The sequence below is a fragment of the Haloarcula halophila genome (assembly GCF_029278565.1).
In the GTDB taxonomy this organism is placed as follows: domain Archaea; phylum Halobacteriota; class Halobacteria; order Halobacteriales; family Haloarculaceae; genus Haloarcula; species Haloarcula halophila.
In genome coordinates this window covers 1,432,679-1,459,377 of record NZ_CP119559.1, presented here as the reverse complement: position 1 = coordinate 1,459,377, position 26,699 = coordinate 1,432,679, and the positions used below count along the sequence as shown (strand labels likewise).

Below are 26,699 nucleotides of genomic sequence, written 5' to 3'. Positions count from 1 at the left end.
TCAGGCCACTCCGGGAACACCGACGTGATGTCCCTCCAGATCGGCTCCGCCGTCAGCGGAGCAGTCGACCGACTCGTCAGTCGAACCGGCGGTGCCCTGCTCGTCAGTTACTCGGTGCTCGTGATCGCGATACAGGTGTCGATGAACACAGCTATCGCCCAGCTCTACCGCCAGATGGGGTTCACCGAGGCCGCGACCCTGCTGCCGCTCGCCCTCGACATCCCCCTCGGTGTCGCTGTCGGGAGTATCTTCGTGGCGATGCTCCTCTCGACGTACCTTTCGATCGTCGGCGTCCGGACCTTCGTCGCGGACGCACAGGAGTCGTTCCCGGCGGGCGCGTTGACCCGGAACGTCCCGCTGGCCGTGGTGAACGTGCTGGTCGGTGGCGTCGTCTACGGGCTGGCCGTGTTCGTCGGCTCGCTGTTGCTCCTCGTTCCGGGGATCTTCCTGTACGTCGTTTTGATCTTCATGGTCCCGTACATCGCAGTCGAGGACGACAACTTCGTCACTGCGCTCCGGAAGAGCTACCGCCTCAGCGAGGGCAACCGGATAACGCTCTTCCTGTTGCTGGTCCTGGTCGTGACAGTCAGCGCCGTCTTCGGCGGTATCGTCGGTGCCGGCACGTTCCTGCTCTCGCCGTCGCTGTCTCAGCTAGTGGTCACGCTCGTCCAGGCACCCACGTCGCTGTTCTCGCTCGCCGTGATCTCGGTCGCGTACAGCCAGCTCCGCGAGGGCGAATCTGACTCCGGTGTCACACCCGGGCCGTCGGAGGATACCGGAGCGACGACCGCACTCTGAGTCCCCGTCTCAGCTCTCGTCCCCGAGACGAACCGTCACTACCGGTACCGGTGATCGACGGACGACCTTCTCCGCGACGCTGCCGATGAGATAGTGATCCAGTCCAGTCCGCCCGTGGGTCCCCATCACGACGATATCCATCCCCTCGTCCGTGACCGTGTCGAGGATCTCCGTCTTGGGAACACCCTCTACGATACTGGTCTCGATAGCCACTCCGTCGGGCAGTGCGTCGACAGTTTTTTCGATGGCCGTCTCGGCACGCTCGCGTTCGGCCTCCGTCCAGGCGGCGTCCGAGAGGCCGCCGGTCGGACTCTCGAAGCGGTTGCGCGTATCGACGACCGAGAGGACGTGGACTGTCGCACCGAACTGCCGTGCGAGTTCGCCCGCGTGGCTGGCTGCCTCGGCGATGCCGTCGCTCCCGTCGGTCGGAAGCAAGATGTCGTCGTACATATCCGAACGAAACAGCCCGGACGGTTAGAACCCACCGAACGCCATCAGGAACAGGGCGACCGAGATGACCGCGAACAACACGCCGACGCCCTTCTTGATGAGGCCGGTATCCAGCGTGGCCGAGACGTAGGGTGCGATCTGTCCACCGGTGACCGTCGCCGGGACCGTCCAGACGACCATGTTCCACGGGGTCGAGGCGAGGTCCATCGTGTGGCCGCCGACGAGCCCGCCGCCGAAGACGTGGACTAGCGAGGCCAGCACGGCCGTCAACGCGACGACGATGTGGTTGGTCCCGATGGCGACACGGACCGGCACGTTCGTGCGCAGCATCGAGATGATCCCCAACTCGCCGATCCCGAAGCCGGCCAGTCCCTGGAACACGCCGCCGACGCTGTAGTTGGCGAACCGTTCGAGGTAGCCGCCATGCGAGTAGGTGTAGTCGTTGCCGTCGCGGTCGACGCGGGTGATCGTCCCGTCGGCGGCCTTCTCGACGCCGGCCGGGCCGAGCTTGTCGTCGTCGTTGGGCAGGCCGGGTTGGCCGCCGTCGGCTGCGGTGTCGGCCTCGTCGCCGCCAGCGCTGGGGTCCTCGTGGCCGAGATCGGCCTTGAACAGGAGGAACGACGCCGCGATCAGTGCCAGTCCCAGTAGCGCGTGGAACAGCCACGCCGGGATAATAAAGGAGAGCAAGGCGCCGGCGACGACGAAGGGGATGCCGCCAAGCACCAGCGACAGCGCCAGGCGACGGTCGACCAGCCCGTACTGGATGAACGCCAGCGCGGAACTGGAGAGGCCGAATGACTCGCTGATGAGCCCGACTTTCACCAGTGTCTCCGGGGTCAGTGTCTCGCCGGCGATAACCGGGAAGACGAAGATGAGGAAGGGGACGAACAGCGCCGACCCGCTGATCCCGACCGTGTTGACGATGGTCGCCCCGACGATGAACGCCAGGAACAGCCACCAGTACTCCAGCCAGTAGTCGGTCCCCGCGGTCTCCGGAATCGGCGCTACCGAGTAGACACCGACGACGAACAACAGCGGTGCGAGAAACACGAAGACGTGTTGGTACTTGAGAAAGGTCTTCTGTACGCTCCCTGACGATGGCGACGCGGTCATTGAGGCTTGAGAACGCTGTTGGGAATTTGGGTATAAGGGCCTTGTTGTCTCCGTTCAGCTCCCGGAACTTCGTGCAGATCGCTGTCACCCGGCGTCGCACGCGTGCCCGCGAAAACTGGTCACATGGTCGGCGAATCCCTAACGTTTATTCAATGGGGTATGGTAGTGTGTATCGTAATGAGCCTTCAGGAGGGACCCCAGGCGGCAGAGCAGGCAGCATACGACGACGGTAGCGAGGACCAGCCGCCGACAGGGCTGTCCGTACCGGGACTGGGCGTCCTCCGGGACCACTTCGAGAACTGGGCGGAGCGGTACGTGGAGATGCGGGTCCAGGCACGTACCGGTCGCTGGCGCTGACGGCTCCTCGTTCTCGCGTCGCACGTCGATACCGACAAGCCCGTGGGTTCTCTCGCGGTTAGACGCCCTCGACCAGCCGCTCGATGTGTTCCGGTGGAACCGCGCCGCGGGCGGCGTGACCGTCGTAGGCGAACGTCGGGACGCCGGTCACGCCCGCCTGCTGTGCGGCCGCGAACTGCTGGCGGACTTCCGCCCGGAGTGTCTCGTCGTCCAGCGCCGAGTGGACCGTCTCGGCGTCGACACCGGCGTCGGTCGCCAGGTCGACCAGTACGTCCCGCTCCCCGATGTCGCGCCCCTCCTGCCAGAGCGCGTCGAAGACAGCCTCGTCGAAAGCCAGCCACGTCTCGTAGTCGGTGTGTGATTTCAGGTAGTACGAGACCACCTGCGCCGGCAACGAGTCGATATCGGTCGCGATGTCGAGGTCCATCTCCACCCCGTACTCGTCTTGTAGGCGGCGCACGTTCTGTTTGGCCTGTTCGTAGTAGTCGTCGTCTTTCCCGTCGTCGACGGAGTGGTCGATGGTGCCGTCGGGGGACCGCTTCCCGCTCCGGAGATCGAAGGGGTGCCAGTCGATGTCGAGGGGCTCCTCGCGTGTCGCCTGGTACTGTCGGAGCGATTCCCGTCCGAGGTAACAGAACGGACAGACGTAATCGGAGTAGACCGTGATCTGTGGTGCGTCGCTCATGCTTGGGATTGGAGCGACGACTACAAAAACCGACGGCCGACTGCCGCCGGCCGCGGACGACCGTCAGGCGTCGATGGCGTCGAGTACCGTCTCGATGTGTCCGACGAGCGTATCCGCGTCGGCCCCGAGCAGTGTCGCACTCGCCTCGACGCCGACTTCGCCGTTGTCGACGACGGCGACGGGCGTCTCCGGGCTCGCCTCGAAAGCCTGTCCGACCCCCCACGTGGTCGCTTCCGTCTCAGCGCCGGCCGGGCGGTCGGCCCGGTCGTACGTCGAGACGGAGCCGGCCAGTTCCCCCAGGGCCGCCCGCACGTCGTCGTTCAGCCGGCAGTTGACGGCGAACCGAACGGCCGGGTCGTGCTCCCGGGCCGCCAGCAGGAACCGACCGACCGTCCCGGAAACGCCGTAGCGGACACCCCGGTTGGGCCGGACCCCGTCCCGGGTCCGGGTGATGCGGCCCTCGACGGCGGCGGCGTCGTCGGGCGTCTCGGCGTAGGCTGTCGCGCCGGCGACGGTCATCCCGACTTCGGGGACCAGCGGCGAGACGTCCAGATCGACACACGCCGAGACGATCCGCTCGACGGCTTCGACGGTCTCCGTCCTGCTGGCCTCGTTGCGTAGTTCGACCATGTGGTGGACGGCACCCGGTCCCTCGCCGACGTCGTGGTGGTATCGGACCGCCCGCGCCAGGAGGTCGATCCCCGCCGACACGGCTCCGGACAGGTCGTCGCCGTGTGCCAGACGGGTCGCGATCGCCGACGAGAGCGTACAGCCCGAGCCGTGGGTCGCCGCCGTGTCGATCCGGTCGTGGCGGAAACTCGTGACGCCACCCGCCTCCTCTGGTGCGGTCACGAGCGTGTCGACGACCTCCTCGCCGGTGATGTGGCCGCCCTTGACGAGCGCGGCGTCGGCCCCCATCTCGACGATGTCACGGCCCGCGCGTTCCGCGGCCTCGGGGTCCTCGACGTCCCGACCGGTCAGGACTTCGGCCTCGTCGGCGTTGGGCGTGACGAGCGTCGCCTCGGCGAACAGTCGCTCGTACGCGTCCTCCGCGTCCTCGTCGAGCAGGCGATCCCCAGAGGCGGCGACCATCACCGGATCGACGACGAGGTTCTGTAGCTCCGGGGCGTGCTCGACGACCAGGTCGACCACCTCGCTCGTCGCGAGCATCCCGGTCTTGACCGCTCCCAGGTCGAAGTCGGAACGCACCGACTCGATCTGTGCCGCGATCTCCTCGATCGGAAGCAGATGTTGGCCCTGGACGCCGGTCGTGTTCTGTGCCGTGACGCTGGTGATCGCGCTGGTCCCGAATCCGCCACCGGCCTCGATCGTCTTGAGGTCGGCCTGGATGCCGGCCCCGCCACCCGAATCGCTCCCGGCGATCGTCAGCACGGCCGGGGGTGTGACTGGTGCGTCTGCGCGTGTCATAGACGGTGTGTCGATCGGTGGGGAAAAATCCCTGCTGGTCTCGCCGTCCTAGTATGGTAATAATACTCCGTATCACATCCGGGAAACGCTTATAGGGTATCGATTGCCTACAGTGGGATACGACGATGGAATCGGCACCGGACGAATCCCAAGCGGAGTACGGCAGTTTCACCACCGGCGGCGGCGACGTCGTCATCTACGACCGGGAGAACCCGGAGGCGTGGCTCCAGTCGAACTATGCCGTCGACGTCGGTGCCACTTCGGAACGAACAAGTGCGTAACTGCCCCTTCTGACACCGGCTCCCGACGGCTCCGAGCCGTGGGCTCGCGGACCGTCGTTTTCGCACCCCCTCGAACGTGGTGGCCGGCGTAGCCACGCCCCGATCAGCGACGGCGAGACGCGACCAGCGTCCCGAGTGCCAGCGCCAGGACGGCGAGTGCGACCGTGAACCCCGGGCCGTCCGCACTCGTCGTCCGTGGCGTGGTCGTCCCCGACACTGGTGTCGGCGTCGGTGTCGGGGTCGACTCCGTCGTCGCGGCCGGTGTGACGGTGATCGTGACCGGGTCGGCGCTGCCGGCCGCCACCAGCACGTCGCCCGGTTCGGGCAGTCTGATCCCGGTCGACAGCTCCGTGCTGTTCCGGGGCGGGAGATACACCTGCCGATCCGTGACCCGCTCGAAGTCCCGCGTGAACACGACCCGTCCAGCGGCGGGGATGTCGGCGGTGTTCGTGACCGTCGCCGTCACGACGACCTCGGTCCCGGCGCGAGCGCTCCGCGAACTGACCGCGATATCGGTCACTTCCGCCCGGGCCGGCCGCTGGACGAGGACGGTGACGTTGGTCCCGTCCAGACTCAGTGTGTACTGCCCGGGGGTCACGAACGTGTGCGAGAGCGGGACCACCCGTGTCGTCGTCGGCGCGATCCGCCCCCCTGCGGTCGTCACTGTCGTCCCGTTGATGTCCATCGTCGCGTTGTACTGGCCCTCGGTCCCGCCGGCGTTTCGGACGATCGCGTCGACGGTCAGTGTCTCGCCGACGACCAACTGGAGCGGTATCTCACCCCCGACTGGTCCGTCCCGATACTGTCCGTCGACCCGGTAGGCAGAGCGGTTGTCTGCCGCCGGGAGCGCGTACCCGATACGGGCGGGTAACTGTCCGAACACGGCCGCGTGGCGGCTCTCGTTCCACATCCTCACGGTCGCCGTGGACCCGGTGTAGTTGGCGGCCAGCGTGCGGGCCTGCTCGCCCCCGGCCCGCTCGACCGCCGACAGCAGGTTCGCTTGTGTCACCGGCCGCTCACGCCCGTTCAACAGGCGCATCGTGTCCTGAAACGTCCGTTCGTCGTTGGTCGACAGGCGGATCCGTTCGTCGATGCGCCCGGCGACCAGCGGGCCACGGTAGTAGTCGGCGCTCTCCTCCCACGTCGAGGGTGCCGCGAGGATGATCCCGTCGTAGACCGGATCGGCGCCGGCGCCGAGTCGCGATCGGTAGGCGTCGAAGTCGATCCGGTCCTGTTCCAGTGTGAGGGCGGCGGCGTAGTACACGGCGCTGGATTCGACGAGCCAGCGGGTCCGGCTCGTCGGCCTGAACGCCTGTCTGCTGTGGACGTACTCGTGGAGCCAGATGTTCTCTGCCGTGTCGAGCCGTTCGTCGTCTTTGACCCACATGTCCGCGTCGCCGACCTGGTAGCCGCGGGCGCCCCAGGTGACGTTCGTCCCGGTCGGCGCCGCGACGACGAAGACGTGTTCGTCCCGGTCGCCGACCCGGAGCGCGTTCGAGGCGTTCGACAGCGACGACAGGACCGAGTCGGGGGAGTCCGCCATCGAAGCACGGTCGGGGACCACGAGCCGGATGGTCTGATCGTTGGCCGTCCGCTCGGTCGTCGTTCCGGTACCGAGATACACGACCCACTCGCCGGCCGCCCCCGGCCCGACCGTGTGGATGTCCCGCCGGAAGGTCACCGGCGTGGTCCCGACGTAGGTCCACTCCGTGGGCGTCGCCGAGCGGGTAAACAGCGCCCACTCGCCGGCGTCGACGCCGACGTACCGCCCGGCGGCGCTCTCCGGCCCGGACCGGTCGAGGGTTTCGTTGGGGTTCCGACGGTACGCGAGGGTCGGCGTGGCCGACTCGCCGTCCCACTCGTAGGTCGTCCCGTTGACGCGGGTGAACCCGGTCGTGCGTGTCACGGTCGCGTTCTCGGGGAGTGTCGTTTCGAGCGAGCGGACGCGATCGGGAATCGCGTAGCGTAACCGAACGTCGACGCTGCCGGAGTCGTTTGCCGTGAGGGCGAACGACTGGTTGACGGTGATCGTCTCGCTGTCGGCGACCTGCTCGGTAGCGGTTCCGTCCCGGGAACCCACCTGCGGATCTTCGGGGGACCCGACGGTACCGCCGCTGCTCGCTCCGGCGGCGTCGACCGCTCCTGCCTGAGAGGGTGTCGCCGACGCCACCGGCACAAACGCCACGAGAACGAGCAGGGCCGTGAGTCCGGCGGCGATAGTCCACCGGCGCACCCCGTCCATTGACCCATGGTACCGGCTCACGGTTGAAATAGTTGACCGATACCCGGTGGGGGCACACACCCAGAGGATACCGAGTCGGCGGAACTGTACGACTCCGGTCCGCTACCGATCACTCTATTCGGAACTATAGCACTCATAGTCACACTCAAACGACGTTCCGATGGAGTTCCGGGCGTGAGTCTGTTAGCAGACGGGACGGCCGAGTCGCTGCCGATCGAACAGATGATCCCCGCACGGGCACAGATCCCGGACGACCCCGAGCCGGGGAACTACGTCGTCGTCGACGTTGCACAGTTCTCGACGACGGTCCCGGAGCTGTTCGCGAACGGCGCCGAGTACATCCACATCACCGAAAACCGTGGTGAAGAGCCGGCCTTCCAGGCCGACCATCCACGGGCGAAGATCGGCGGTGGCTCCGGTCCGAACTACCGCGGCGAGGAGGGATACGACTTCTTCAACTCGCCGAGTTTCGTCCAGGACGTCGACGTGGCCGGCCGGCCGACGGCGATGACGTCTACGAACGGTGGGAACGCCGTTACCGATCTCCGACTCGCGGGGGGCGACGGGGTGAACGTCTACGTCGGGGGGCTCACCAACGGCGTCACACTGGCCGACCACCTCCGGGAACAGGACGAGGAAACGTACTTCGTCGCCGCTGGGTCCAACGGGAAACCGTCACCCGAGGACGTCGCGGGCGCGCTGTTCATCGCTCGCCACCTGCTTGCGGACCCACCGACCGACCGCGAACGGGCGGTGTACCGCGAGATGGTCGAGTTCTCGAAGGGTGCGAAGTACGAACGCCGCCCCCAGATCAAGCGGACGGACCTCTACGAGTACGTCCTCGACTTCGATAGCCGCGACGTCGTCCCGAAACTCGACGGACAGAAGCTCTACGACGTCTCCGCGGACTGATGCGGACGGACGTCCACACGCACACGACGTTCTCCGACGGGTCGGCCCTGTCGGCGATGATCGAGGCGGCCGAAGCGGCCGGACTCGACGGCCTCGGTCTCACCGACCACTGTATCCTGACCGAGGACGCGTTCGGCCGCCACGAGACGTACGACCTCGACGAGACCTACGAACGGCGCCGCGAGCGGATCGATACAGCCCGTGCGACGACCGATCTGACGCTGTACGACGCGGCCGAGGTGAGCTACGTCCCGGGGGACGCCGATCGGATTCGGGAGTTCCTCGCGACCGCCGACTTCGAGTACAGCATCGGCAGCGTCCACTTCGCCGGGGACTACGACTACACCTCCGACGCCCAGTACGTCGATAGCGCAGCGGGGGTCCGACGGGACGCCGTCGAACGCTACTACGACACAGTCGTCGACTTGGTCGAGGCCGACCTGTTCGACGTGCTCGGCCACCTCGATCTACCGGAGCGACTGGAGACGCTCCGGGGTGTCTCGCGCCCGAGCGATTACGACCGCGTCGCCGCGGCGCTGGCCGACTCACGGACCGTTCCGGAACTCAACGCCGGACGGGTCAACGACGCGCTCGGACGGCCCCATCCGGACCCGTCGATGCTGTCACGGTTCGCCGACCACGGTGTCGGATTCGTGCTCGGCACCGACAGTCACCGACCCGAAGAGGTGACGACGCGAGTCCCGACGCTCCGTGACCGGATCGCCCGATCGGCTATCGACTGCCTGGAGATCGACGCTGTCCTCGCCTGACTCCCTTCGGTAAGGCTGTGGTATTGCTCGGCGTAAGCGGCCGGACTGGCCGACCCGTCACACCGTCGCTCACGCGCCGATCGCCGGCGGTCTCCGCTCAGTTCTCTGCAGACACCGAGATTCGCACAGCCAACCGACCGTTTCGGTCGTCTCCCGGCTCTGCATACCACTCAATAGCGATCGGGAGTGATCCCGACCGCACTGACCCGTGGACAACAGCACGTACCAAACGGTATCGGCACCGAGACGCCAATATCACACATATCACGGGTTAAATAAAACGGAGGAAAACCCCCTCCCGTATGGGAATTAACACCTCGGCGGAGTCGAGTAGCGTGTTCAGCTTCGACCACAGGGACATGATGGTGTTCATCCTCGTGATGTCCCTGCACGGGTTCCAGAGCATGATCACGGAACTCCTTCCGGAGTTCTCGATGGGCGGGCTGGGTCTGGAGATCGGCCCGTTCTGGTTCGTCGCGATGTCGGTGGTCCTGCTGTTCCGGTCGTTCTGGGCCTGTCTCGCGATCCCCGTCGGTGGCATCGTCTTCGGTGAGATACTGATCGGCGACTTCAGCGCCCTCGGGGCCGTGGAGGGACTGATCGTCATCACCATGTCGTGGTTCTTCGCCATGTCGTTGATCACCGATCCGACGGACGTGAAACAGATCGCGGCCGTCGGCTTCCTCGCGAAGGCGATGGAGGAAGTCGCGGCGTGGTTCATCGACGTCGGGAAGTTCTACGTCGGCGTCGAAGAACTCGAAGCCATCTCGTGGCTGCCCGAGACGGTCTGGGCAACCGAGGGGATGGGCGCACTCGTTCAGATCATCGGGGCCGGCCTGATCTTCGGTGCGATCCCGACGCTGTATCTCTACCCCCGCCTGCGCGGGAAGATCGAACCGCTGCTCGGGATGAACCCGATCGACGGACGCGACGGCCCGATGTTCACCCGGTCGTCGCTGAAGCGACTGGTCGCCTGGGCTGCTCTGCTCCCGATCGCCTTCGCCGTCGAGATGCTCAGCGAGACCAGCGGCGGCCTCATCGTCTTCGAACCGCAGTTCGTCGAAACGTACGGGCAAGCGTTCCTGTTCGTCCCGATCGTGATCTCCGCGCTCGTCGCGTTCGGCCTCGTCTACTACCGCCAGCAGCGGACCCAGGCCTGAGCCCACAGCATGAGCCAGGACACAATCGTCGTCGACAACCTGACGTTCCGCTATCCCGGCGGTGACGAGCCGGTGTTACGGGATGCGAACCTGACGATCGAACCCGGGGAGTTCACGGCTATCGTCGGCGGCAACGGAAGCGGAAAGACGACGCTGTGTAAGACGTTCAACGGCCTGATCCCGCACTTCTTCGAGGGCGAACTCGACGGCACGGTCGAAGTCGCCGGAATCGACACGGTCGACTCCAGTGTGGCCGAGCTGTCCAGACACGTCGGCTACGTGTTCCAGGACTTCGAGAACCAGCTGGTCCAGGAGACGGTGCGTGACGACGTCGAGTTCGCCCCGCTGAACTACGGGCTCGACGACTACGAGGAACGGGCCACGCGTGCGTTGGAAGCGGTCGGCCTCGCGGACCTCGACGACCGGTTCATCTGGGAGCTGAGCGGCGGTCAGCAACACCTGGTCGCGCTCGCGGGCGTGCTCGCGATGGACCCCGAGTTCATCTTCATCGACGAGCCGGCCGCCCAGTTGGACCCACACAACGCACGGGAGACCTACGAGCAACTCCGCTGGCTCCACGAGGAACAGGGCAAGACGATCATCGTCATCGAGCACCACTCCGAGTTCATCGGCGAGTACTGCGATCAGATGGCGCTGGTGTCCGACGGCGGCGTCGCTTGGAAGGAGCCGGTGTCGGTCGGCCTCAACCGGCTCGACGACCTCCTCGCACACGACATCCACCCGCCACAGGTGACACAGATCGCCGACGGGCTGCCGTCGGGGGCAGGGCGGCTTCCCGACGGCCGGTACCCCGTCACCGTCGAGGGGGCAGTGACGGCGTTCACCGACGCGCCCCCACAGCTGGCCGACGGCGGCGTCGAGGCGACGACACCGACAGCTGACACGACCACACCGACGACCGCCGGCGACGGCGAGGTCCTCGTCTCGCTGGAGGGCGTCGAGCACGGCTATCCGACGCTCAGGGAGGGATACAACCGGGTCCTCGACGGCCTCGATCTCGACCTGTACGCCGGCGACCGCGTGGCCCTCGTCGGTGCCAACGGCGCCGGCAAGTCGACCCTCCTGCGGCTCATCACCGGCATCGAAGCACCCGATTCGGGGACCGTGACCGTGCTAGGACAGGACACCGACGAGACGCTCCCGGAGGAGTTGGCCGACGATACCGTCTACATCCACCAGAACCCCGAGGAGATGTTCGTCGAAGACACCGTCCGCAAGGACATCGCGTACTACCTCGAAGATCGCGACGCGGACGGCGTCGACGCACGCGTCGACGACATCGTCCAGTATCTGGACCTGGCGGAACTCGCCGACAGGGACGGTCGACTGATGAGCCTCGGACAGCAGCGCCGGGCGTCGCTCGGGATCGGTCTGGCGACGGATCCGACCGTCGTGTTGCTGGACGAACCGACCGGCAGTCTCGACCTGCAGAGCCGCCGTGAGGTGACGGGGATGCTCCGGAAAGCCGAGAGCCGCGTCGAGACGGTCGTCGTCGCCTCCCACGATCTCCAACTGGTGGCCGCCTGGGCCGACCGGGTTATCGTCATGGGCGACGGCGACGTGCTCGCCGACGCGCCGCCGGCCGACGTCTTCGACGACACGGACCTGCTGGCCGAGGCCGATCTCCGTCAACCGCAGGTCGTCGAACTCGGCGACCGCCTCGACGTGGCGTCGCCGGTGCTCACGACCGATGCGATGGTCGAGGCGATCAGTTCGACCGAACTCGGCGGTCCCGACCACCCCGACGACCCAGCGGGCGTACCGACTTCGGAGGACCGATGAAATACGTCGACGCCTTCACCGACATCTCGGTCGCGGACGTCAAGGTCGATCTGATGCGGACGGCCTACGACAACGAGGACGCGTTGTTGAATACGTTCGATCCACGGGTCGTGTTGCTGTGGACGGTCCTGTTCATGATCGTCCCGTGGCTGTTCTACGACCCGCTCCCGCTCGCGGTGATGCTCGGGGCGGCGTTCGTCCTCGCGGCGCTGTCACAGGTTAGCAAGTATCTGCTCGCCCTGTTGCTGTTCGGGCAACTCACCAACGTCGGCTTCTTCGTCGTCGTCGTCCCGCTGATGGGTGGTGTGCTCCGCGCCGCGACGTACCTCGGTGACAACGCAGGCCGGGTGATCGACGCCGCCGTAGCGCTCGACCTCGGCGTCTTCGCCGAGGCCGGGACGATCGTCGCGACCGCGACCAGCCAGGGCATCACCACCGCGTTGACGAGCCAGGAGGTCGGTATCGACGCCGTCGGCGCGGTCGTCCCGTTCTTCCTCAAACTGACGATCATCTCGGTGATCAGTCTCGCCGTCTTCTCCGCGATGAGCCCACAGAAGATCAGCAAGGGGATGCTTCGGCTCGGTGTCCCGCGGCAACTCACCTTCGCCATCGCCTACGGCTACCGGATGATGCCGCTGCTCGTCGAGGAGTACCACGCGCTGATCAACTCCTTCCGGCTCCGGAGCAAAGTGCCCGAGGAGAAGGGACTCCTGAACTGGCGGTACTTCTACTACCTACTGAAGCTCTCGATCAAGGCGTTCTATCCGCTCATCTTCAACGTTGCCAAACGCGCCCGTGTCACCGTGGAGGCGATGGAGACGAAAGGGTTCTCACAGTCGCTTGCGGACTCCGAGAGTCGGACGCTTCGAACGGAGAACATGCGCATCCAACCGCGTGACGTGTCGTTCGTCTTCGGTTCGTTGGTGTTCGTCGTCGCCCTCTCGGTGGTGTTCGGCGGGTAGCGTCCACTGGCTGTCGTCCCCACCGACTCGGCACCCGCAATCCTTACCCCGGGGACGACCACAGAGAGGGATATGACAGAGGCGACGGGTATCGTCGGGGAGTTCCTCGCACTCAAGGAGGAGACCGACGCCGACGTGCTGACGATGCAGTGTGGGGACTTCTACGAGTTCTTCGACGAGGACGCCGAACTGGTGGCGGACGAACTCGACCTGAAGGTGAGTCAGAAGTCCTCACACGGTTCTTCGTATCCGATGGCGGGCGTCCCGGTCGACGATCTGACGCCGTACGTCTCGGCGCTCGTCGAACGGGGTTACCGGGTCGCCGTAGCCGACCAACACGAGACGGCCGACGGCCACGCCCGGGAGATCACCCGCGTGGTCACCCCTGGCACGCACGTCGAGACGGGTGACGACGCGGCCCAGTACCTCGCGACGGTCGTCCGGGAGAGCGAGGGGCGGGGTTCCTCGGGCAATACGGGGTCCAGCGACGGCGACACCTACGGCCTGGCGTTCGCCGACGTGACGACCGGCCAGTTCCAGGTCACACAACTCGACGACGCCGACCCGGGTGCGGTGCTCTCGGAGCTGTACACCTTCTCGCCGGCCGAGATCCTGCCGGGGCCGGATCTGCGGGGGGACGACGAGTTCCTCGACCGCCTCCGCGAGCGGACCGACGCGACGCTGACCCTGCACGCCACGGAGTCGTTTGCGCCCGGCCGAGCCCGCCACCGGGTCCGCGAGCAGTTCGGAGCCGAGACGCTCGACAGCGTCGGTGTCGCCGACGACGACGCGGCCATCGCTGCCGCCGGTGCCGCGCTGGCCTACGTCGAGGAGACCGGCGTCGGCACGCTGGCAGCGGTCACGCGGCTGCAGGCCTACGGCGCTCGCGAGACCGTCGACCTGGACGCGACGACCCAGCGCAACCTCGAACTCACCGAGACCATGCAGGGGGACAGTTCGGGGTCGCTGTTCGAGACGATCGATCACACTGTCACCGCCGCCGGCGGGCGACTCCTGCGGCGCTGGCTCCAGCGGCCCCGCCGCGATCGGGGGGAACTGCGCCGTCGACAGTCCAGCGTGGCGGCGCTGACTCGGGCGGCGATGGCCCGCGAGACCATCCGGGAGACGCTGGGTGACGCCTACGACCTCGAACGGCTGGCCGCCCGGGCGACCTCCGGCAGCGCCGACGCGCGTGACCTCCGAGCCGTCCAGGAGACGCTGGCACTGCTCCCGGTGATCGCCGACGCCGTCGCGGAGACGGAGCGCCTGGCCGACTCGCCGCTGGCGGACGCGCTGGCCGGTGCCGACCGCGAGGCCGCCGCGACACTGGCGGCGGAACTCGACGACGCGCTCGTCGAGGACCCGCCCGGAACCGTCACGCAGGGCGGGCTGTTCCGCCGCGGGTACGACGCGACCCTCGACGAGATCATCGCGGAACACGAGGCCGCCCTGGAGTGGCTGGAGACGCTGCCGGAGCGGGAGAAAGACCGGACCGGGATCACCCACCTCTCGGTCGACCGCAACAAGACCGACGGCTACTACATCCAGGTCGGGAAGAGCGAGACCGACCAGGTGCCCGACGACTACGAGGAGATCAAGACGCTCAAGAACTCCAAACGCTACACGATCCCGGAACTCGACGAGAAAGAGCGGGACGTCCTCCGACTGGAGGAGCGCCGCCACGACGTGGAGTACGAGCGGTTCCAGGACTTGCGCGAACGGGTCGCCGACCGCGCGACGCTGTTGCAGGACGTGGGCCGGGCGCTGGCGGAGATCGACGCGCTCGGATCGCTCGCGACGCACGCCGTCGCGAACGACTGGACCCGGCCGGAACTGACCGATGGCCGTGAACTGTCGATCGAGGCCGGTCGCCACCCGGTCGTCGAGCAGACGACCGAGTTCGTCCCCAACGACCTCTACATGGACGAGGACCGGCAGTTCCTGGTCGTCACCGGTCCCAACATGAGCGGGAAGTCGACGTACATGCGCCAGGCGGCGCTGCTGACGCTGCTGGCCCAGGTCGGGAGTTTCGTCCCGGCCCGCTCGGCCACCGTCGGCGTCGTCGACGGCATCTACACCCGCGTCGGCGCGCTGGACGAACTCGCACAGGGCCGGTCGACGTTCATGGTCGAGATGCAGGAGCTATCGAACATCCTCCACTCGGCGACCGAGGAGTCGCTGGTCATCCTGGACGAGGTCGGCCGCGGGACAGCTACCTTCGACGGCATCTCGATCGCGTGGGCGGCCACGGAGTACCTGCACAACGAGGTCCGCGCGAAGACGCTGTTTGCGACCCACTACCACGAACTGACGACGCTGGCGGACCACCTCGACCGGGTCGAGAACGTCCACGTCGCCGTCGCCGGCGACCCCGAGGACGGCGAGGACGACGTGACCTTCCTCCGGACGGTCCGGGACGGTCCGACCGACCGGAGCTACGGTATCCACGTCGCGGACATGGCTGGCGTTCCCGAACCGGTCGTCGACCGCTCACAGGCGGTGCTGGATCGCCTCCGCGAGGAGAAGGCCATCGAGGCCAGAGGGAGCAGCGGAAGCGGGACGAAACAGGCCGTCTTCGACCTCTCGTCGGGCAGTTTCGCCGCCGCGGAGGGACCGACGGCCGGCGAGCAACAGGCCAGCGCCGACGGCGGCGGGACGGCACCGACCGATGCCGTCACCGACCGCTTCGGCGAGGAGGCCGACGAGGTGTTGGCGGCCCTCTCGGAACTGGACGTCAACGAGACGCCACCGGTCGAGTTGATGGCGAAAGTCCAGTCCTGGCAAGACGACCTCGAAGAATGACGCCACGACGGTGACACTGATACCGGTAGCCACCTGTCGACCGGCGACTGGAACCCGAAGGCGGCGCTACTCTAGGACCGACTTCGGGCGTTTGAGGTAGAACTCCTGGTCGAGTACCCGCTGGAACACCTCGTTTAGCGTCTCGACGGCTGCCGGGTCCGGATCGAACTGGATGTGGGGTGCCAGGTGATACCCCTTCGCTCCCGTCAGGAAGAAATACAGCGTCCGGTGGTGGAGTGCGGTCGCGTCGACGACGCCGACCGTGGCCCCGTCTACGGCCTCGGCGAAGTCGTTGAGCATCGAGGCGATATCTTCGTGGAGCCGGTCGTCGGGCCGTTCCAGGGTCGTCCCGAACGTCTCTTCGAGGAAGTCGCTGGTCGCCCGAAGGAACGGGTTGCTGTCGATCCCGGTCGGATCGACCGCCGCGAACGTCTCGTAGAGCGACAACAGCGTCTCCAGTTCGGCCGCCGTCACTGCGATCGGGCGCACCGGCTCGCCCTGTGGGAGCGAGTAACTGGGAAACGAGTGTGACTGTGGGTCCGGGACCTGCCCGAACACCGAGTCCAGGGACATACCCGTACTGGACTCTGGAGCGTCTAATCTTTTGGTGTCGCTCAGGGCCGACGGTCGTCCAGCGCCGCCAGCAGCCGGCTCCCGTAGGCGACCCGAAGCACCGAGGTGGCGTCGCCGGCCTCGAAGACCAGGTCGTCGTGGGACCGGACGTGGGCGAGGACGTCGCTCGACGCGTGGTCGGGCGCGGCAGCGATGCCGGCGTCGCGCTCGGCGACCCACTCCATCACGCGGAGATCGCTCTTGCTGTCGCCCATCACGAGCGCGAACGGGTCCGCGATGTCCAGTACGTCCAGCGCGGCCTCGACGCCGGCGGCCTTGTCCAGTTCCAGGCTGACGAGTTCGACGGCGTCGCCCTCGTAGTAACCCACGTCGATCCGTTCGAGCACGTCGAGGAACGCCTCGGGGACGGCGTCGAGGTCCACGTCGACGGTCTCGTCGTCCTCGAACACCGCTCGGATCTCGGGATCGCGGCCGAAGTAGCTCCTGGCGGCCGCCGCCGGGCGGTCGAGGGCCGTCTCGGTCTCGTCGGCGACGACGCGGCCGATCAGATCACAGAGGTATCCGACCCCTTCGTCGATGACTTCGACGGCGGTCTCGCTGCCGATCTCGGCGTTCGGTTTGAGCGTGACGTTGAACTCGTTGCCCTGGAGGTGGACTCGGTGAGCGAACCCCTCGGGGGCCTCCGAGAGGACGCGCCGGCGGACGGCATCGAAGACGCCGACGATAGCTGGATCAAGGTCCTCGTAGAGGAGTCGTTTGGTGTCCGGGCCGTGGCCGGGCGTGAAGACACCGTTGCCGGACTCGTAGACGATGCTGACCGACCCCGAGGAGACGATGTCGTTGCCCAGTCCCTGGATGGTGAACCCCTTGACGTTCTCCAGGGTCTGACCGGTACAGACGACGATGGGGACACCCGCCTCGTGGAACTCGGTCAGCAGGTGCAGCGTATTGCGGGGGATCTCGTTGTCGGTGTAGCCGGCCGACCGGAGCGTCTCGTCGACGTCCAACACGAGGACGTTGACCGCCCGGTCGTGTTTGGTGTAGAGGTCCAGCGCGGTGAAGGCCTCGTCGCGGGTGAGCCGTGCGGCGATCTCGGCGTAGGTCTCGCCGGTGACCGGGAACTGCTCGGCGACGACGGCCTTCCGGCCCTCCAGTTCCTCCTTGATCTCGCCCCACTGTTCGAGCGTGATCGGCGAGTCAAGCGGCGGGAACAGATCGACGAACTCCTGGTAGGCCCGCAGTGTCGCCGTGTCCATGTCCTCGTAGAGTCGGTAGAGCTGGTCGTACTGCTCCATCGGTGTCGTACTCCCGCAGTCGCCGTGGGGACACTTCACTCGCCCGGTCGACACACGGTGGAAAAAACGGCCGGTTGCTACGCCTCGTCGCCGCCGTCGGTCAGGATCTCGACGTCCTCCTCTGTCGCCGTCTCGCTGAGGAACGACGGTAGGTCGGGATCAGTCTCTTCACTCTCGGTCTCCTCGTCGGTGTCCAGCGACTCCTTTGCTGTCGTCCACTCGCTATCGTGATCTCTGTGGTGACACATCGTCACTCACCGCTCGATGCTGAGGACTGCCCACTGTTAACAGTTTTCATACGATGGGTGATAGACGCGAGCCAGTCACGCTCAAGTCGCTGCGTCCGTTACGAGCGATAATGACCACGCGGGGACCGACATGACCGACATCCAGCAACTCGACGAGCGGACCGTCGAACGCATCGCGGCCGGCGAGGTGGTCGAGCGGCCCGCCTCCGTCGTGAAGGAACTGGTCGAGAACGCCATCGACGCCGACGCCGACCGGGTGGAGGTGACCGTCGAGGCCGGCGGGACCGAAGGGGTCCGCGTCAGCGACGACGGCGTCGGCATGGATCGGGAGTCGGTCCAGCGGGCCGTCGAGCAACACACGACCTCGAAGATCAGCGACATCGCCGACCTGGAGGGTGGCGTCGGCACGCTGGGATTCCGTGGGGAGGCGTTACATGCGATCGGCGCCGTCTCGCGGCTGACGATCACCACCCGACCCCGCGGCGGCGACGTGGGGACCGAACTCGTCGTCGAGGGTGGCGAGGTGACCGACGTGGGGCCGGCCGGCTGTCCGGAGGGGACGACCGTCGCCGTCGACGACCTCTTCTACAACGTCCCGGCCCGCCGGAAGTACCTCAAGCAGGCCTCGACGGAGTTCGCCCACGTCAACACCGTCGTCACGAGTTACGCGCTGGCGAACCCCGACGTGGCCGTCTCGCTGTCCCACGACGGCCGCGAGACGTTCGCCACGACCGGCCAGGGCACCCTCCGGGAGACCGTGCTGTCGGTCTACGGCCGCGAGGTCGCCGAGTCGATGATAGCGGTCCACGCGGGCGCGAGCCCCGCGGACCGACGGAGCGGAGAACGAAGTGACGCGCGGAGTGACGGCGAGGACCTCCCGGACGGACCGCTGGACGGTGTCCACGGGCTGGTCTCGCATCCAGAGATCACACGGGCCGGCCGGGAGTACCTCTCGACGTACGTCAACGGGCGGTACGTCCGGGCGAAGACGGCCCACGACGCCGCCATCGACGCCTACGGGACCCAACTGGCGCCGGACCGCTATCCCTTCGCCGTCCTCTTTCTGGACGTACCGGCCGGCGACGTGGACGTGAACGTCCATCCTCGCAAGATGGAGGTCCGCTTCGCCGACGACGAGGGGGTCCGCGAGCAGGTCCGGACGGCCGTCGAGGACGCCCTGTTGCGCGAGGGGCTGTTGCGCTCGACTGCTCCACGCGGCCGCTCACAGCCCGAACAGACCGAGATCACGCCGAACAGCGATGGAGCGGCCGACAGGGGGTCGACGGATACCGCCCCGACTCCGTCCGACACCACCACTTCGGGTGGAACCGACAGCGAGGACACCACCGCTTCGAGTCCGTCCTCGTCCGGCGCCGCCGGTCGCGGGGCGAGCGGGACGACCGCCGGCGATTCAGGGTCGCCGTCAGGGTCCCAGAGGAACACCACAGCCACTGACCGGCCGGACTCCGCTACGGAGACGGACGCGGATCGACAGTCCGGCGGGGACGCGGGCCTGGACAGTTCCGAGACGGCGACACGGCCGAATTCCGGCGACAGCGCTGGTACGGCCGGCTCGACCGACTCCGGCTCGGATTCCGACCGGAAGTTCGCCGGCGGGCACGACCAGGCCCGAATCGGCGGCGACCCAGAGACCGACCACGACCGGCTGCCGTCGATGCGGATTCTCGGCCAGCTCCAGGAGACCTACGTCGTCGCGGAGACCGACGACGGGCTCGTGGTGATCGACCAGCACGCCGCCGACGAGCGAGTCAACTACGAGCGACTGCAGGCGAAGTTCGACGGCGAGACGACCACACAGGCGCTGGCCGAGCCGGTCGAACTGGAGCTCACTGCCCGAGAGGCGGCGGTACTGGCCGACCGAACGGACGCGCTGGCGAGCCTGGGCTTTCACACCGCCCGGACCGGCGAACGGACCGTCGAGGTACGCACCCTCCCCGGTGTCATCGCCGACGCTGCCGGACCGGAGATCGTCCGGGACGTGCTGGGGGCGTTCGTCGAGGGGGCCGACGAGGCCGCGGCGACGGTCGAGGCGGCGGCCGACGAACTGCTGGGCGACCTGGCCTGTTACCCCTCGGTGACGGGCAACACTTCGCTGGCCGAGGGGTCGGTCCGGGAGCTGCTGGCGGCCCTGGACGACTGTGAGAACCCTTACGCCTGCCCCCACGGTCGGCCGACGATCATCGAGATCGATCACACCGAACTCCAGGACCGGTTCGAGCGGGACTACCCCGGTCACGGCGGCCGCCGGGACTGACCGCGTTCGTTCGGGATACCCGCCGGTCGGATTCACCGAAGGAGGCGTGTGAACTAAGTCGGATACTGCCGATTGGCGTGGTATGACACTCGTCAGCTTCGGTGAGACGGCCCTTCGGTTCGCCCCGCCGGAGGGCCACCGGTTCGAGACGGCCCGAGAGGTGTCCCTGCGTGCGGACGGGACCGCGAGCAACGTCGCGACGACGGCCAGTCGGCTCGGGACCGAGAGTGTCTGGCTCTCGAAGCTCCCGGACACGCCGCTGGGACGGCGTGTCGTCGCCGAACTCCACGAACACGGGTTGGAGACGGAGGTCGTCTGGTCCGACGACGGGGATCGGCAGGGGCTGACCTTCTACGAGGACGCTGCGCCGCCCCGCGAGGATCGGCTCATCCAGGACCGGGAGCGCGTCGCGGCCGCGACGATCACGCCTGGCGAACTGCCGATGGACGTGATCCAGGCTGCCGACGTGGTGTTCGCCGCGGGGTCGACGGCCGCGCTGTCGGACACCGCCGCCGAGACGCTGGGGGCAGTCCTGCGGGCTACCTCCGGGGCCCGAGCGCTCGATCTGGACTTCGACCCCGGACTCTGGGACGCCGACACGGCCCGTGAGCGCCTGGAGCGTCTCTTCGACGCCGTCGACGTCCTCTTTCTCAACGAGGACGAGGCGACGACCGTCTTCGACCGCAGCGGTTCCCCACGCGAGTTGACACACACGCTCGCTTCGTCGTACGACTTCGACTACGTCTTTCTCACGCGCAGCGAACACGGCGCGGTCGCGTACCACGACGGCGTCGTCCACGAACGAGACGCCATCGAGACCGATATCGTCGACAGTTCCGGCCAACACGACGCGTTCGTCGGGGCGGTCATCGACCGGCTGATCGCCGGCAGTGCGACCGACGAAGCGCTGCTGTACGGGGTTGCCGCCGCCGCGCTGGCACGGACCATGCCCGGTCCGTTGGTCCCCATCGAGGCCGGGGAAGTGGCGGCGCTGGTCGACCGGGAAACGTCGGGACGCCGATAATCTCATCCTGCCGACAGAGATTTACGGCCGCCACGTATCATCCCGACTATGCACACCCCGTGGCGGTCGCTCGCTGTCTGTCTCCTCGCAGTGGGGTTGACGGCGGCACTTGTCCCTGCTCCTGCTGTCGCACAGTCTCAGGTGACATTCACCGTCACCGTCGTCGATCAGGACGGTGACCCTGTCAGCGGTGCCGGCGTCTCCGCGACGTGGAACGACGGCGGTGGCCCGATCAACGAGACGACACGTGCGAACGGCCAGGCGCTCGTCGACGTTCCCGAGGGAGCGGATGTCACGATCACCATCGACGACGACACCTACGTCCGGAACACGCCGGTGTCGGTCGAAGACGCCTCCAGCAGGGAGGTCCGTGTCGAGGTTTCGGAGGCGACCGTCGCCACCATCACCGCCGTCGACGGTAACGGCCAACCGGTCCCCGACGCCCGGGTGACGCTGTATCGCTCGGGCAAGTTCGTTACCGACCGATCGACCGACGAGGACGGCCGGATGACCTCACAGCGCATCGAGGAGGGGGAGTACCGCGTCACCGTCTCCAAAGCCGGCTACTTCGACACCCGGGTCACCCGCGTCCTCGAAGGGCAACCGCGTCGCGAAATCACGATCGAGGAGGGGTCGGCGCTGGTCACGTTCACGGTCACCGACGATCACTTCGAGGAGCCCCAGCCGGTGCGGAACGCGACGGTCACGGTCGGTTCGGCCGGTTCGGTCCAGACGCTCTCGAACGGTGAGGCGACGATCCGGGTCCCGGTCAACGACCAGTACCGGACGACGATCACCAAGGACGGCTACGAGACGGTTCGCCAGACCCTGACAGTCCGAGAGTCCGAGACGGCGCTCAACGCCACCATCCAGCGGACGCCGCGGCTCAACCTCAGTTCGGACAACCGTCGGATCGTCGTCGGTGAGACGGCCCGCCTGACCGTGCGGGACGAGTACGGTGACCCCGTCGAAGGGGCGACGGTCGCTCGCAACGGGAGTTCGATCGGGACGACGAACGCGAACGGCGTCCTGACCGCCGAGATACCGAGCGCCGGGCCGGTCGAGTTCTCCGCTCGGTCGGACTCGCTCTCGACGAGCATCGTGGTCGAAGGCGTCCAGAGCGGCGACGAAGCGACGCCCACGCCGACGCCGACCGCGACTGCCACGCCGACCGCGACAGCGACCCCGACACCGACCGACGGCCCCGGCGGGCTGATCGAGGTCGACGGTCCCGGCTTCACGCCTGCCGTCGCCGTCGTCGCCGTGGCGCTGCTGTCGGCGCTGGCCGCCCGGCGACAGTAACGGGACGCTTTTGCCTCCCAAGCCCCCATCCGGGAGCGATGACTGTTCTCCAGGACATCCACGAGGCCCACGGGGCGACGTTCCGGTCCGTCGGCGGCCGCCGCGTCGTCGACACCTACGGCCGCCCCGAGCGGACCCACCGGGCGGTCCGCAACGTCGTCGGCGTCTGTGAGTTCGGCTACGGCGTCCTCGTCGTCACCGGCGAGGATCGTATCGACTACGTCGACAACGCCGTCTCGAACCGCGTCCCCGACGGCGACGGCGAGGGGTGTTACGCGCTCCTGCTGGACCCACAGGGCGCTGTCGAGACCGACATGTACGTCTACAACGCTGGCGAGCGCCTGCTGGTGTTTACCCCACCCCAGCGGGCCGAACCGCTGGCCGAGGAGTGGCGCGAGAAGACGTTCATCCAGGACGTCGAGATCACCGTCGCGACCGACGACTTCGCGGTCTTCGGCGTCCACGGTCCGAAGGCGACCGAGAAGATCGCGAGCGTGCTCCACCAGACCGGGACACCCGAGGCCCCGCTGTCGTTCGAGCGGGGCGAACTGGGTGACGCCGGCGTGACGGTGATCCGCACCGACGACCTCTCCGGCGAGGAGAGTTTCGACGTGGTCTGTGGCGCCGACGACGCCGAACGCGTCTTCGACACGCTCGTCAACCGCGGGCTCAACGCCGTCCCCTTCGGCTACCGAACCTGGGAGACGCTGACCCTGGAAGCAGGGACGCCGCTGTTCGAGACGGAGATCGAGGGTGCGCTCCCCAACGATCTCGGACTCCGGACCGCGCTCGACTTCGAGAAGGGCTGTTACGTCGGCCAGGAGGTCGTCTCGCGCATCGAGAACCGCGGCCACCCGCGGACGCGTCTGGTCGGCCTCCGCGTCGATGCCCTGCCCGAGGCTGGCGCGGCGGTCTTCGCCGGCGACGACCACGTCGGATCGGTGACCCGCGCCGTCGAGAGCCCGTCCCTCGACGCGTCGATCGCGCTGGCGACCGTCGACTGGGAGCTACCCGAAGAAGACCTGACCGTCCGCGTCGACGGCAGCGAGGTCGGTGCTGTCCTCGCTGACCTGCCGTTCGTCGACGGCTCCGGCGACTCGGCGCGGCGGCCCCGCTACGCGTAACCGGTGTCGTCACCGGGCGCGTCGGTGTCCCCGAGATACCCCTCGATAGCGACCAGGGCGGTGTAGGCGGAAAACGCCGCCAGACACATCCCGCCGAACTGCGTGGTCGCGGTCAGTGCCGGCCCGACGGCCTCGTACTGTAGCGGCGCGACGATGAGCCAGGCACCCAGCACCGTCGCCATCACGCCCGCGGCGAAACGGGGCCGCCCGCGGTCGCGGATCGTCTGTGCGTTCTTGCCGGCGAAGACGGCCCCGACGACGGCCGACAGTGTGACGCTCCCGCGGATGCCGGGGCTGGCACCGAGCGCCAGCGGCGCGACGAACGCGACCAGACAGCCGAGCAACGCGACTGCGGCCGAAGCGGTCGTAAACCGTGATGTCTGCATGACCAGTGGTTGTCGTGGTCGGGATAAATAGCTTCTACCAACTTCGGTGCCGACGGCTGGCGGCTCACTCGGTCAGCGGCAGGATGATCCCGAACACGAGCGGCGACAGCAACCCGATCACGATACCGAACGCTTCCATGTTCGTCAGGAGGAGTTGTTCCCAGCCGGGGAGCGGACCGGCGACGGCCTGTCCGACGGTCTCGCCCAGTGCACCGACGACGAACAGGCCGACGCCGAGGAGAAAGCCCCGCTTGGCCATCGTCGCGTGGTCCATGTTCCGTGTTTGTGCCATACGCTGTGGGCCACGCTCCGTCGTAAAGACCGTTTCTGTTCAGCGAAAGGATTACAACGGCCTCCCGCATACCAGCCGTCGATGAACGGAATCGTCTCGGAATCGCTGGTAGAACTCCTCGGAATCGTGATCTCCGCTGTCGCCGCTGGCGTCCTCACTGCCGTCGGTGCGCTGGCCGAAAACGCCGGACTGGCCGACCTGCTGGCCGGACAGTCGGTCTTCGGGCTCTGGGAACTGGGAATGGGTGCGCTCGCACTGTACGCCGGGATCTATCTGCTCGGCTACAAGCGAGTCGTGGTGCCGGTCGGTCAGTCGCTGGCGAACTGAGTCAGGACCGCGACAGCAACGCTTTCAGTTGCTCGCGTGAGAAGACGGTCGTCGGGCGGTCCATGTGGACACCGATCTCCCCTTCGAAGAGTTTCATCCCCAGCCGCTGGATCGGCTCCGGGACCGAGTAGCCCGCCCGGACCGCGTGGCCCAGCCTGATGTCGGTCCGCAGTTCCGCGCGCCAGGCCCGCTCGTAGTCCCCCAGCGTCGCGGGGTCGGTGGGATCGATCTCGTTCGCGGCGTGGTCGGCGGCGGTCATGCCATAGAGGATGCCGCCGCCGGTGAACGGTTTTGTCTGTGCGGCGGCGTCCCCGATCAGGAACGACCGCCGGCCGGTCACGCGCTCGGGCGGGCCGACCGGGATCAGTCCCGAACAGCGGCGGGTCACGTCGGCGTCGTAGCCCGCCAGGAACTCCTCGAACCGGCCGGGGGCGTCGTCGCCCGGCGGGACCGCCAGCCCGTACTCGACGCCGGCCTCGCCTCGCGGGATACGCCAGGCGAAAAACCGCGGGACGGTGAGGTGGACGTCGACGAAGTCGCCGTGATCGACCGTCCCGTCGAACCCCAACACGCCGTGGAGCAACTCGTCGGGTTCCGGCAGCCCCAGTTCGCGTCGTACCCGGCTCTTAGGGCCGTCACAGCCCGCGACCAGCAGCGCGCGGTGGCGCTCGATGCCGTCCGGGCCGCGGACTTCGACGGTGACGCCGTCGCGATCCTCGGTGACGCCGACGACGGTGTGGTCCTCGCGGACGTCGGCGCCGGCTTCGCGGGCCAACTCGGCCAGATGCCGGTCCAGCCCGACACGATCGATGACGTTCGAGACGGCCTCGTCCTTGTAGAAGGGGTAGTCGTCGCTGCCCGGGCCGCCGGTGTGGAACCGCGCCCCGAAGACCTCGTTCTGGAGGAGGTCGTCCCGCGCGTCGTCGGTGTACTCCCAGATATCCGTACTGACGTGGCCCGAGCAGGCCAGTGGTTCGCCCACCGTCCCCTGCTCGAAGACGACCACGTCGAGCCCGTTCCGGGCGGCCTGGCGGGCGTACCGCGAGCCGGCCGGGCCGGCACCGACGACGGCGACATCGTACATACACGTCGTCAGGGTGTCACGGGGCAAGTACCTTCTCGATTCGACCGGGCGTCAGTGGCTGGCCGCCGGACGGCGACCGCCACCGCTGCGCTCGGCGATCCAGCCGCCGAGCCGTCCGCCCAGCGCGCCAAAGAGCGCCGAGAAGGAGACGACGAGACCGAGGAACATCAGGGTGAACAGCGCCACCGCGAGCGAGCCACCGACCACGAACCAGGCCGATCCGCTCAGTGCGGTCGCGGCCGTCAGGAGATCCCAGACGATCCACAGCGCCGGGACCGACCCGACGACGCCGGTTCGGAGGCCGACGGGGCTGCTCTCGAGGCCGCGTTGTTTCGCGAGGTAGCCGACGACGATCGCCGCGAAGAACACTGCACTCAGCGACATCTCGGAGCCGGACTGCCAGTAGCTGGCGAGGGTGAACGGTGCCGAGAGGACACCGCCGAGAAGGGCGTATCGCCAGGTGTCGTTCAACTCGTGGAGGGGACCGATTCGGGTCACACGGGTGTGTTGTCAGCCAGTGGTAATAAATCCTGACCATGCGTCTCTCAGTCTGTCACTCACTGCGAACGCTGCCCCACAGTCCGGGCAGCATATGCCGCTGTGACCCCTGGCAGCCGGTATGGCAGAGTACCAACCTGGCGTCTGTAACATCGGCAGGGTCGAGCGGCGCCGCCGGCGGTTCGCCGGAATCGGCTCGTTCGCGGCTGCTGTGGCCGTCGTCGTCGCCGTCGCTCTCGACACGGTCCCGACGACGGCGTTGTGGGCGACCGTCCCGTTCGTCTTCGGCGGTTGGATCGGCGTCCTCCAGGACTACTTCCGGTTCTGTGCGGCCTTCGGGGCGCTGGCCCGGTACGATCTCACGGGTTCTGGCGGGGGACGCGGGTCCGCCGCCGAGGCCGAGGCGGTGCGGGCGGACCGCCGGAAGGCGCTGAAGATCGTCCTGTTGGCGGCCGTCGCGACGGCCGCGACCGCGATTCCGCTGTTCGTCTTTGCGAGGATGGTGTGA

27 protein-coding genes are annotated in these 26,699 nt (G+C 67.5%); 15 read left to right on the top strand and 12 right to left on the bottom strand.

Features of this window, described 5'->3' with window-relative positions; genetic code table 11:
• Window positions 1–27 precede the first annotated feature (27 nt).
• Window positions 28–798, top strand: a complete 771-nt coding sequence (locus P0204_RS07705) for a DUF7847 domain-containing protein (protein ID WP_276223095.1) — start codon at window positions 28–30, stop codon at window positions 796–798.
• A 9-nt stretch (window positions 799–807) separates the two neighbouring features.
• On the opposite strand, the gene P0204_RS07700 is transcribed toward P0204_RS07705, so the two are convergent.
• Window positions 808–1,248, bottom strand: coding sequence for a universal stress protein (locus P0204_RS07700; protein WP_276223093.1), 441 nt, complete (start codon window positions 1,246–1,248; stop codon window positions 808–810).
• 24 nt (window positions 1,249–1,272) lie between these two features.
• Complete coding sequence (locus P0204_RS07695; protein ID WP_276223091.1) at window positions 1,273–2,361, bottom strand: sulfite exporter TauE/SafE family protein; 1,089 nt, start codon at window positions 2,359–2,361, stop codon at window positions 1,273–1,275.
• A gap of 177 nt (window positions 2,362–2,538) precedes the next feature.
• Here P0204_RS07695 and P0204_RS07690 point away from each other — a divergent pair, with 177 nt between their 5' ends.
• Window positions 2,539–2,718: a hypothetical protein gene (locus P0204_RS07690; RefSeq protein ID WP_276223089.1), complete on the top strand. Its 180-nt coding sequence runs from the start codon at window positions 2,539–2,541 to the stop codon at window positions 2,716–2,718.
• Window positions 2,719–2,776: 58 nt separating this feature from the next.
• Here P0204_RS07690 and P0204_RS07685 read toward each other — a convergent pair whose 3' ends face one another.
• Both P0204_RS07685 and thiD read right to left on the bottom strand, forming a co-directional pair.
• A complete protein-coding gene (locus P0204_RS07685) occupies window positions 2,777–3,403 on the bottom strand; it encodes a DsbA family oxidoreductase (protein ID WP_276223087.1) in 627 nt (208 codons plus the stop codon).
• 63 nt (window positions 3,404–3,466) lie between these two features.
• Window positions 3,467–4,831, bottom strand: a complete 1,365-nt coding sequence (gene thiD / locus P0204_RS07680; RefSeq protein ID WP_276223085.1) for a bifunctional hydroxymethylpyrimidine kinase/phosphomethylpyrimidine kinase — start codon at window positions 4,829–4,831, stop codon at window positions 3,467–3,469.
• Window positions 4,832–4,956: 125 nt separating this feature from the next.
• Between thiD and P0204_RS07675 the strand changes: the two genes are divergently transcribed.
• On the top strand, window positions 4,957–5,112 hold the full coding sequence (locus P0204_RS07675; RefSeq protein ID WP_276223083.1) for a DUF7331 family protein: 156 nt from the start codon (window positions 4,957–4,959) through the stop codon (window positions 5,110–5,112).
• Window positions 5,113–5,215: 103 nt separating this feature from the next.
• Here P0204_RS07675 and P0204_RS07670 read toward each other — a convergent pair whose 3' ends face one another.
• Complete coding sequence (locus tag P0204_RS07670) at window positions 5,216–7,354, bottom strand: PGF-CTERM sorting domain-containing protein (RefSeq protein ID WP_276223082.1); 2,139 nt, start codon at window positions 7,352–7,354, stop codon at window positions 5,216–5,218.
• 222 nt (window positions 7,355–7,576) lie between these two features.
• Here P0204_RS07670 and P0204_RS07665 point away from each other — a divergent pair, with 222 nt between their 5' ends.
• The 6 genes from P0204_RS07665 (at window position 7,577) to mutS (ending at window position 15,763) form a co-directional block, all read left to right on the top strand.
• Entirely contained in the window at window positions 7,577–8,266 is a 690-nt protein-coding gene (locus P0204_RS07665) for a 2-phosphosulfolactate phosphatase (protein ID WP_379801713.1), read from the top strand.
• Window positions 8,266–9,036 (top strand): PHP domain-containing protein, encoded by a 771-nt coding sequence (locus P0204_RS07660; protein WP_276223078.1) that lies wholly within the window; start codon window positions 8,266–8,268, stop codon window positions 9,034–9,036. The genes P0204_RS07665 and P0204_RS07660 overlap by 1 nt, the downstream gene beginning before the upstream one ends.
• A gap of 302 nt (window positions 9,037–9,338) precedes the next feature.
• On the top strand, window positions 9,339–10,196 hold the full coding sequence (locus P0204_RS07655) for a DUF8171 family membrane protein (RefSeq protein WP_276223075.1): 858 nt from the start codon (window positions 9,339–9,341) through the stop codon (window positions 10,194–10,196).
• 9 nt (window positions 10,197–10,205) lie between these two features.
• On the top strand, window positions 10,206–11,999 hold the full coding sequence (locus tag P0204_RS07650; RefSeq protein WP_276223074.1) for an ABC transporter ATP-binding protein: 1,794 nt from the start codon (window positions 10,206–10,208) through the stop codon (window positions 11,997–11,999).
• Window positions 11,996–12,961 (top strand): energy-coupling factor transporter transmembrane component T family protein, encoded by a 966-nt coding sequence (locus P0204_RS07645; RefSeq protein ID WP_276223072.1) that lies wholly within the window; start codon window positions 11,996–11,998, stop codon window positions 12,959–12,961. The genes P0204_RS07650 and P0204_RS07645 overlap by 4 nt, the downstream gene beginning before the upstream one ends.
• A gap of 72 nt (window positions 12,962–13,033) precedes the next feature.
• On the top strand, window positions 13,034–15,763 hold the full coding sequence (mutS, locus tag P0204_RS07640) for a DNA mismatch repair protein MutS (protein WP_276223071.1): 2,730 nt from the start codon (window positions 13,034–13,036) through the stop codon (window positions 15,761–15,763).
• Window positions 15,764–15,829: 66 nt separating this feature from the next.
• Here the strand turns inward: mutS and P0204_RS07635 are convergent, their stop codons facing one another.
• From P0204_RS07635 to P0204_RS07625, 3 genes are all read right to left on the bottom strand, one after another.
• Window positions 15,830–16,336: a hypothetical protein gene (locus tag P0204_RS07635; protein ID WP_276223070.1), complete on the bottom strand. Its 507-nt coding sequence runs from the start codon at window positions 16,334–16,336 to the stop codon at window positions 15,830–15,832.
• A gap of 41 nt (window positions 16,337–16,377) precedes the next feature.
• Window positions 16,378–17,631, bottom strand: a complete 1,254-nt coding sequence (locus P0204_RS07630) for an HAD family hydrolase (RefSeq protein WP_276223069.1) — start codon at window positions 17,629–17,631, stop codon at window positions 16,378–16,380.
• Window positions 17,632–17,708: 77 nt separating this feature from the next.
• Complete coding sequence (locus P0204_RS07625) at window positions 17,709–17,879, bottom strand: hypothetical protein (protein WP_276223067.1); 171 nt, start codon at window positions 17,877–17,879, stop codon at window positions 17,709–17,711.
• A 130-nt stretch (window positions 17,880–18,009) separates the two neighbouring features.
• On the opposite strand from P0204_RS07625, the gene mutL reads away from it, so the two are divergent.
• The 4 genes from mutL to ygfZ all read left to right on the top strand — a co-directional run bounded on the left by mutL (window position 18,010) and on the right by ygfZ (window position 23,604).
• Window positions 18,010–20,154, top strand: a complete 2,145-nt coding sequence (gene mutL / locus P0204_RS07620; protein WP_276223065.1) for a DNA mismatch repair endonuclease MutL — start codon at window positions 18,010–18,012, stop codon at window positions 20,152–20,154.
• A gap of 82 nt (window positions 20,155–20,236) precedes the next feature.
• Window positions 20,237–21,178 (top strand): sugar kinase, encoded by a 942-nt coding sequence (locus P0204_RS07615; protein WP_276223063.1) that lies wholly within the window; start codon window positions 20,237–20,239, stop codon window positions 21,176–21,178.
• Between the two features lie 48 nt (window positions 21,179–21,226).
• Window positions 21,227–22,480, top strand: a complete 1,254-nt coding sequence (locus tag P0204_RS07610; RefSeq protein WP_276223061.1) for a carboxypeptidase-like regulatory domain-containing protein — start codon at window positions 21,227–21,229, stop codon at window positions 22,478–22,480.
• A gap of 38 nt (window positions 22,481–22,518) precedes the next feature.
• Window positions 22,519–23,604: a CAF17-like 4Fe-4S cluster assembly/insertion protein YgfZ gene (gene ygfZ, locus P0204_RS07605; protein ID WP_276223060.1), complete on the top strand. Its 1,086-nt coding sequence runs from the start codon at window positions 22,519–22,521 to the stop codon at window positions 23,602–23,604.
• Here ygfZ and P0204_RS07600 read toward each other — a convergent pair.
• Window positions 23,595–23,990, bottom strand: coding sequence for a hypothetical protein (locus P0204_RS07600; protein ID WP_276223058.1), 396 nt, complete (start codon window positions 23,988–23,990; stop codon window positions 23,595–23,597). The genes ygfZ and P0204_RS07600 overlap by 10 nt on opposite strands.
• Before the next feature lie 64 nt (window positions 23,991–24,054).
• Complete coding sequence (locus P0204_RS07595) at window positions 24,055–24,282, bottom strand: DUF7860 family protein (RefSeq protein WP_276223056.1); 228 nt, start codon at window positions 24,280–24,282, stop codon at window positions 24,055–24,057.
• An 81-nt stretch (window positions 24,283–24,363) separates the two neighbouring features.
• Between P0204_RS07595 and P0204_RS07590 the strand changes: the two genes are divergently transcribed.
• On the top strand, window positions 24,364–24,609 hold the full coding sequence (locus P0204_RS07590; protein ID WP_276223054.1) for a DUF8151 family protein: 246 nt from the start codon (window positions 24,364–24,366) through the stop codon (window positions 24,607–24,609).
• Between the two features lies 1 nt (window position 24,610).
• Here P0204_RS07590 and P0204_RS07585 read toward each other — a convergent pair whose 3' ends face one another.
• Entirely contained in the window at window positions 24,611–25,693 is a 1,083-nt protein-coding gene (locus P0204_RS07585; RefSeq protein ID WP_276223053.1) for a geranylgeranyl reductase family protein, read from the bottom strand.
• Window positions 25,694–25,744: 51 nt separating this feature from the next.
• Window positions 25,745–26,191, bottom strand: coding sequence for a DUF5518 domain-containing protein (locus P0204_RS07580; protein WP_276223052.1), 447 nt, complete (start codon window positions 26,189–26,191; stop codon window positions 25,745–25,747).
• 121 nt (window positions 26,192–26,312) lie between these two features.
• Between P0204_RS07580 and P0204_RS07575 the strand changes: the two genes are divergently transcribed.
• Window positions 26,313–26,699, top strand: coding sequence for a hypothetical protein (locus P0204_RS07575; RefSeq protein ID WP_276223051.1), 387 nt, complete (start codon window positions 26,313–26,315; stop codon window positions 26,697–26,699).

Excerpts from the sequence above, each read along its gene's own strand:
- P0204_RS07705 (WP_276223095.1), top strand. The coding sequence starts at position 28 with ATGTCCCTCCAGATCGGCTCCGCCGTCAGCGGAGCAGTCGACCGACTC.
- P0204_RS07700 (WP_276223093.1), bottom strand. The coding sequence starts at position 1,248 with ATGTACGACGACATCTTGCTTCCGACCGACGGGAGCGACGGCATCGCC.
- P0204_RS07695 (WP_276223091.1), bottom strand. The coding sequence starts at position 2,361 with ATGACCGCGTCGCCATCGTCAGGGAGCGTACAGAAGACCTTTCTCAAG.
- P0204_RS07690 (WP_276223089.1), top strand. The coding sequence starts at position 2,539 with ATGAGCCTTCAGGAGGGACCCCAGGCGGCAGAGCAGGCAGCATACGAC.
- P0204_RS07685 (WP_276223087.1), bottom strand. The coding sequence starts at position 3,403 with ATGAGCGACGCACCACAGATCACGGTCTACTCCGATTACGTCTGTCCG.
- thiD (WP_276223085.1), bottom strand. The coding sequence starts at position 4,831 with ATGACACGCGCAGACGCACCAGTCACACCCCCGGCCGTGCTGACGATC.
- P0204_RS07675 (WP_276223083.1), top strand. The coding sequence starts at position 4,957 with ATGGAATCGGCACCGGACGAATCCCAAGCGGAGTACGGCAGTTTCACC.
- P0204_RS07670 (WP_276223082.1), bottom strand. The coding sequence starts at position 7,354 with ATGGACGGGGTGCGCCGGTGGACTATCGCCGCCGGACTCACGGCCCTG.
- P0204_RS07665 (WP_379801713.1), top strand. The coding sequence starts at position 7,577 with ATGATCCCCGCACGGGCACAGATCCCGGACGACCCCGAGCCGGGGAAC.
- P0204_RS07660 (WP_276223078.1), top strand. The coding sequence starts at position 8,266 with ATGCGGACGGACGTCCACACGCACACGACGTTCTCCGACGGGTCGGCC.
- P0204_RS07655 (WP_276223075.1), top strand. The coding sequence starts at position 9,339 with ATGGGAATTAACACCTCGGCGGAGTCGAGTAGCGTGTTCAGCTTCGAC.
- P0204_RS07650 (WP_276223074.1), top strand. The coding sequence starts at position 10,206 with ATGAGCCAGGACACAATCGTCGTCGACAACCTGACGTTCCGCTATCCC.
- P0204_RS07645 (WP_276223072.1), top strand. The coding sequence starts at position 11,996 with ATGAAATACGTCGACGCCTTCACCGACATCTCGGTCGCGGACGTCAAG.
- mutS (WP_276223071.1), top strand. The coding sequence starts at position 13,034 with ATGACAGAGGCGACGGGTATCGTCGGGGAGTTCCTCGCACTCAAGGAG.
- P0204_RS07635 (WP_276223070.1), bottom strand. The coding sequence starts at position 16,336 with ATGTCCCTGGACTCGGTGTTCGGGCAGGTCCCGGACCCACAGTCACAC.
- P0204_RS07630 (WP_276223069.1), bottom strand. The coding sequence starts at position 17,631 with ATGGAGCAGTACGACCAGCTCTACCGACTCTACGAGGACATGGACACG.
- P0204_RS07625 (WP_276223067.1), bottom strand. The coding sequence starts at position 17,879 with ATGTGTCACCACAGAGATCACGATAGCGAGTGGACGACAGCAAAGGAG.
- mutL (WP_276223065.1), top strand. The coding sequence starts at position 18,010 with ATGACCGACATCCAGCAACTCGACGAGCGGACCGTCGAACGCATCGCG.
- P0204_RS07615 (WP_276223063.1), top strand. The coding sequence starts at position 20,237 with ATGACACTCGTCAGCTTCGGTGAGACGGCCCTTCGGTTCGCCCCGCCG.
- P0204_RS07610 (WP_276223061.1), top strand. The coding sequence starts at position 21,227 with ATGCACACCCCGTGGCGGTCGCTCGCTGTCTGTCTCCTCGCAGTGGGG.
- ygfZ (WP_276223060.1), top strand. The coding sequence starts at position 22,519 with ATGACTGTTCTCCAGGACATCCACGAGGCCCACGGGGCGACGTTCCGG.
- P0204_RS07600 (WP_276223058.1), bottom strand. The coding sequence starts at position 23,990 with ATGCAGACATCACGGTTTACGACCGCTTCGGCCGCAGTCGCGTTGCTC.
- P0204_RS07595 (WP_276223056.1), bottom strand. The coding sequence starts at position 24,282 with ATGGCACAAACACGGAACATGGACCACGCGACGATGGCCAAGCGGGGC.
- P0204_RS07590 (WP_276223054.1), top strand. The coding sequence starts at position 24,364 with ATGAACGGAATCGTCTCGGAATCGCTGGTAGAACTCCTCGGAATCGTG.
- P0204_RS07585 (WP_276223053.1), bottom strand. The coding sequence starts at position 25,693 with ATGTACGATGTCGCCGTCGTCGGTGCCGGCCCGGCCGGCTCGCGGTAC.
- P0204_RS07575 (WP_276223051.1), top strand. The coding sequence starts at position 26,313 with ATGGCAGAGTACCAACCTGGCGTCTGTAACATCGGCAGGGTCGAGCGG.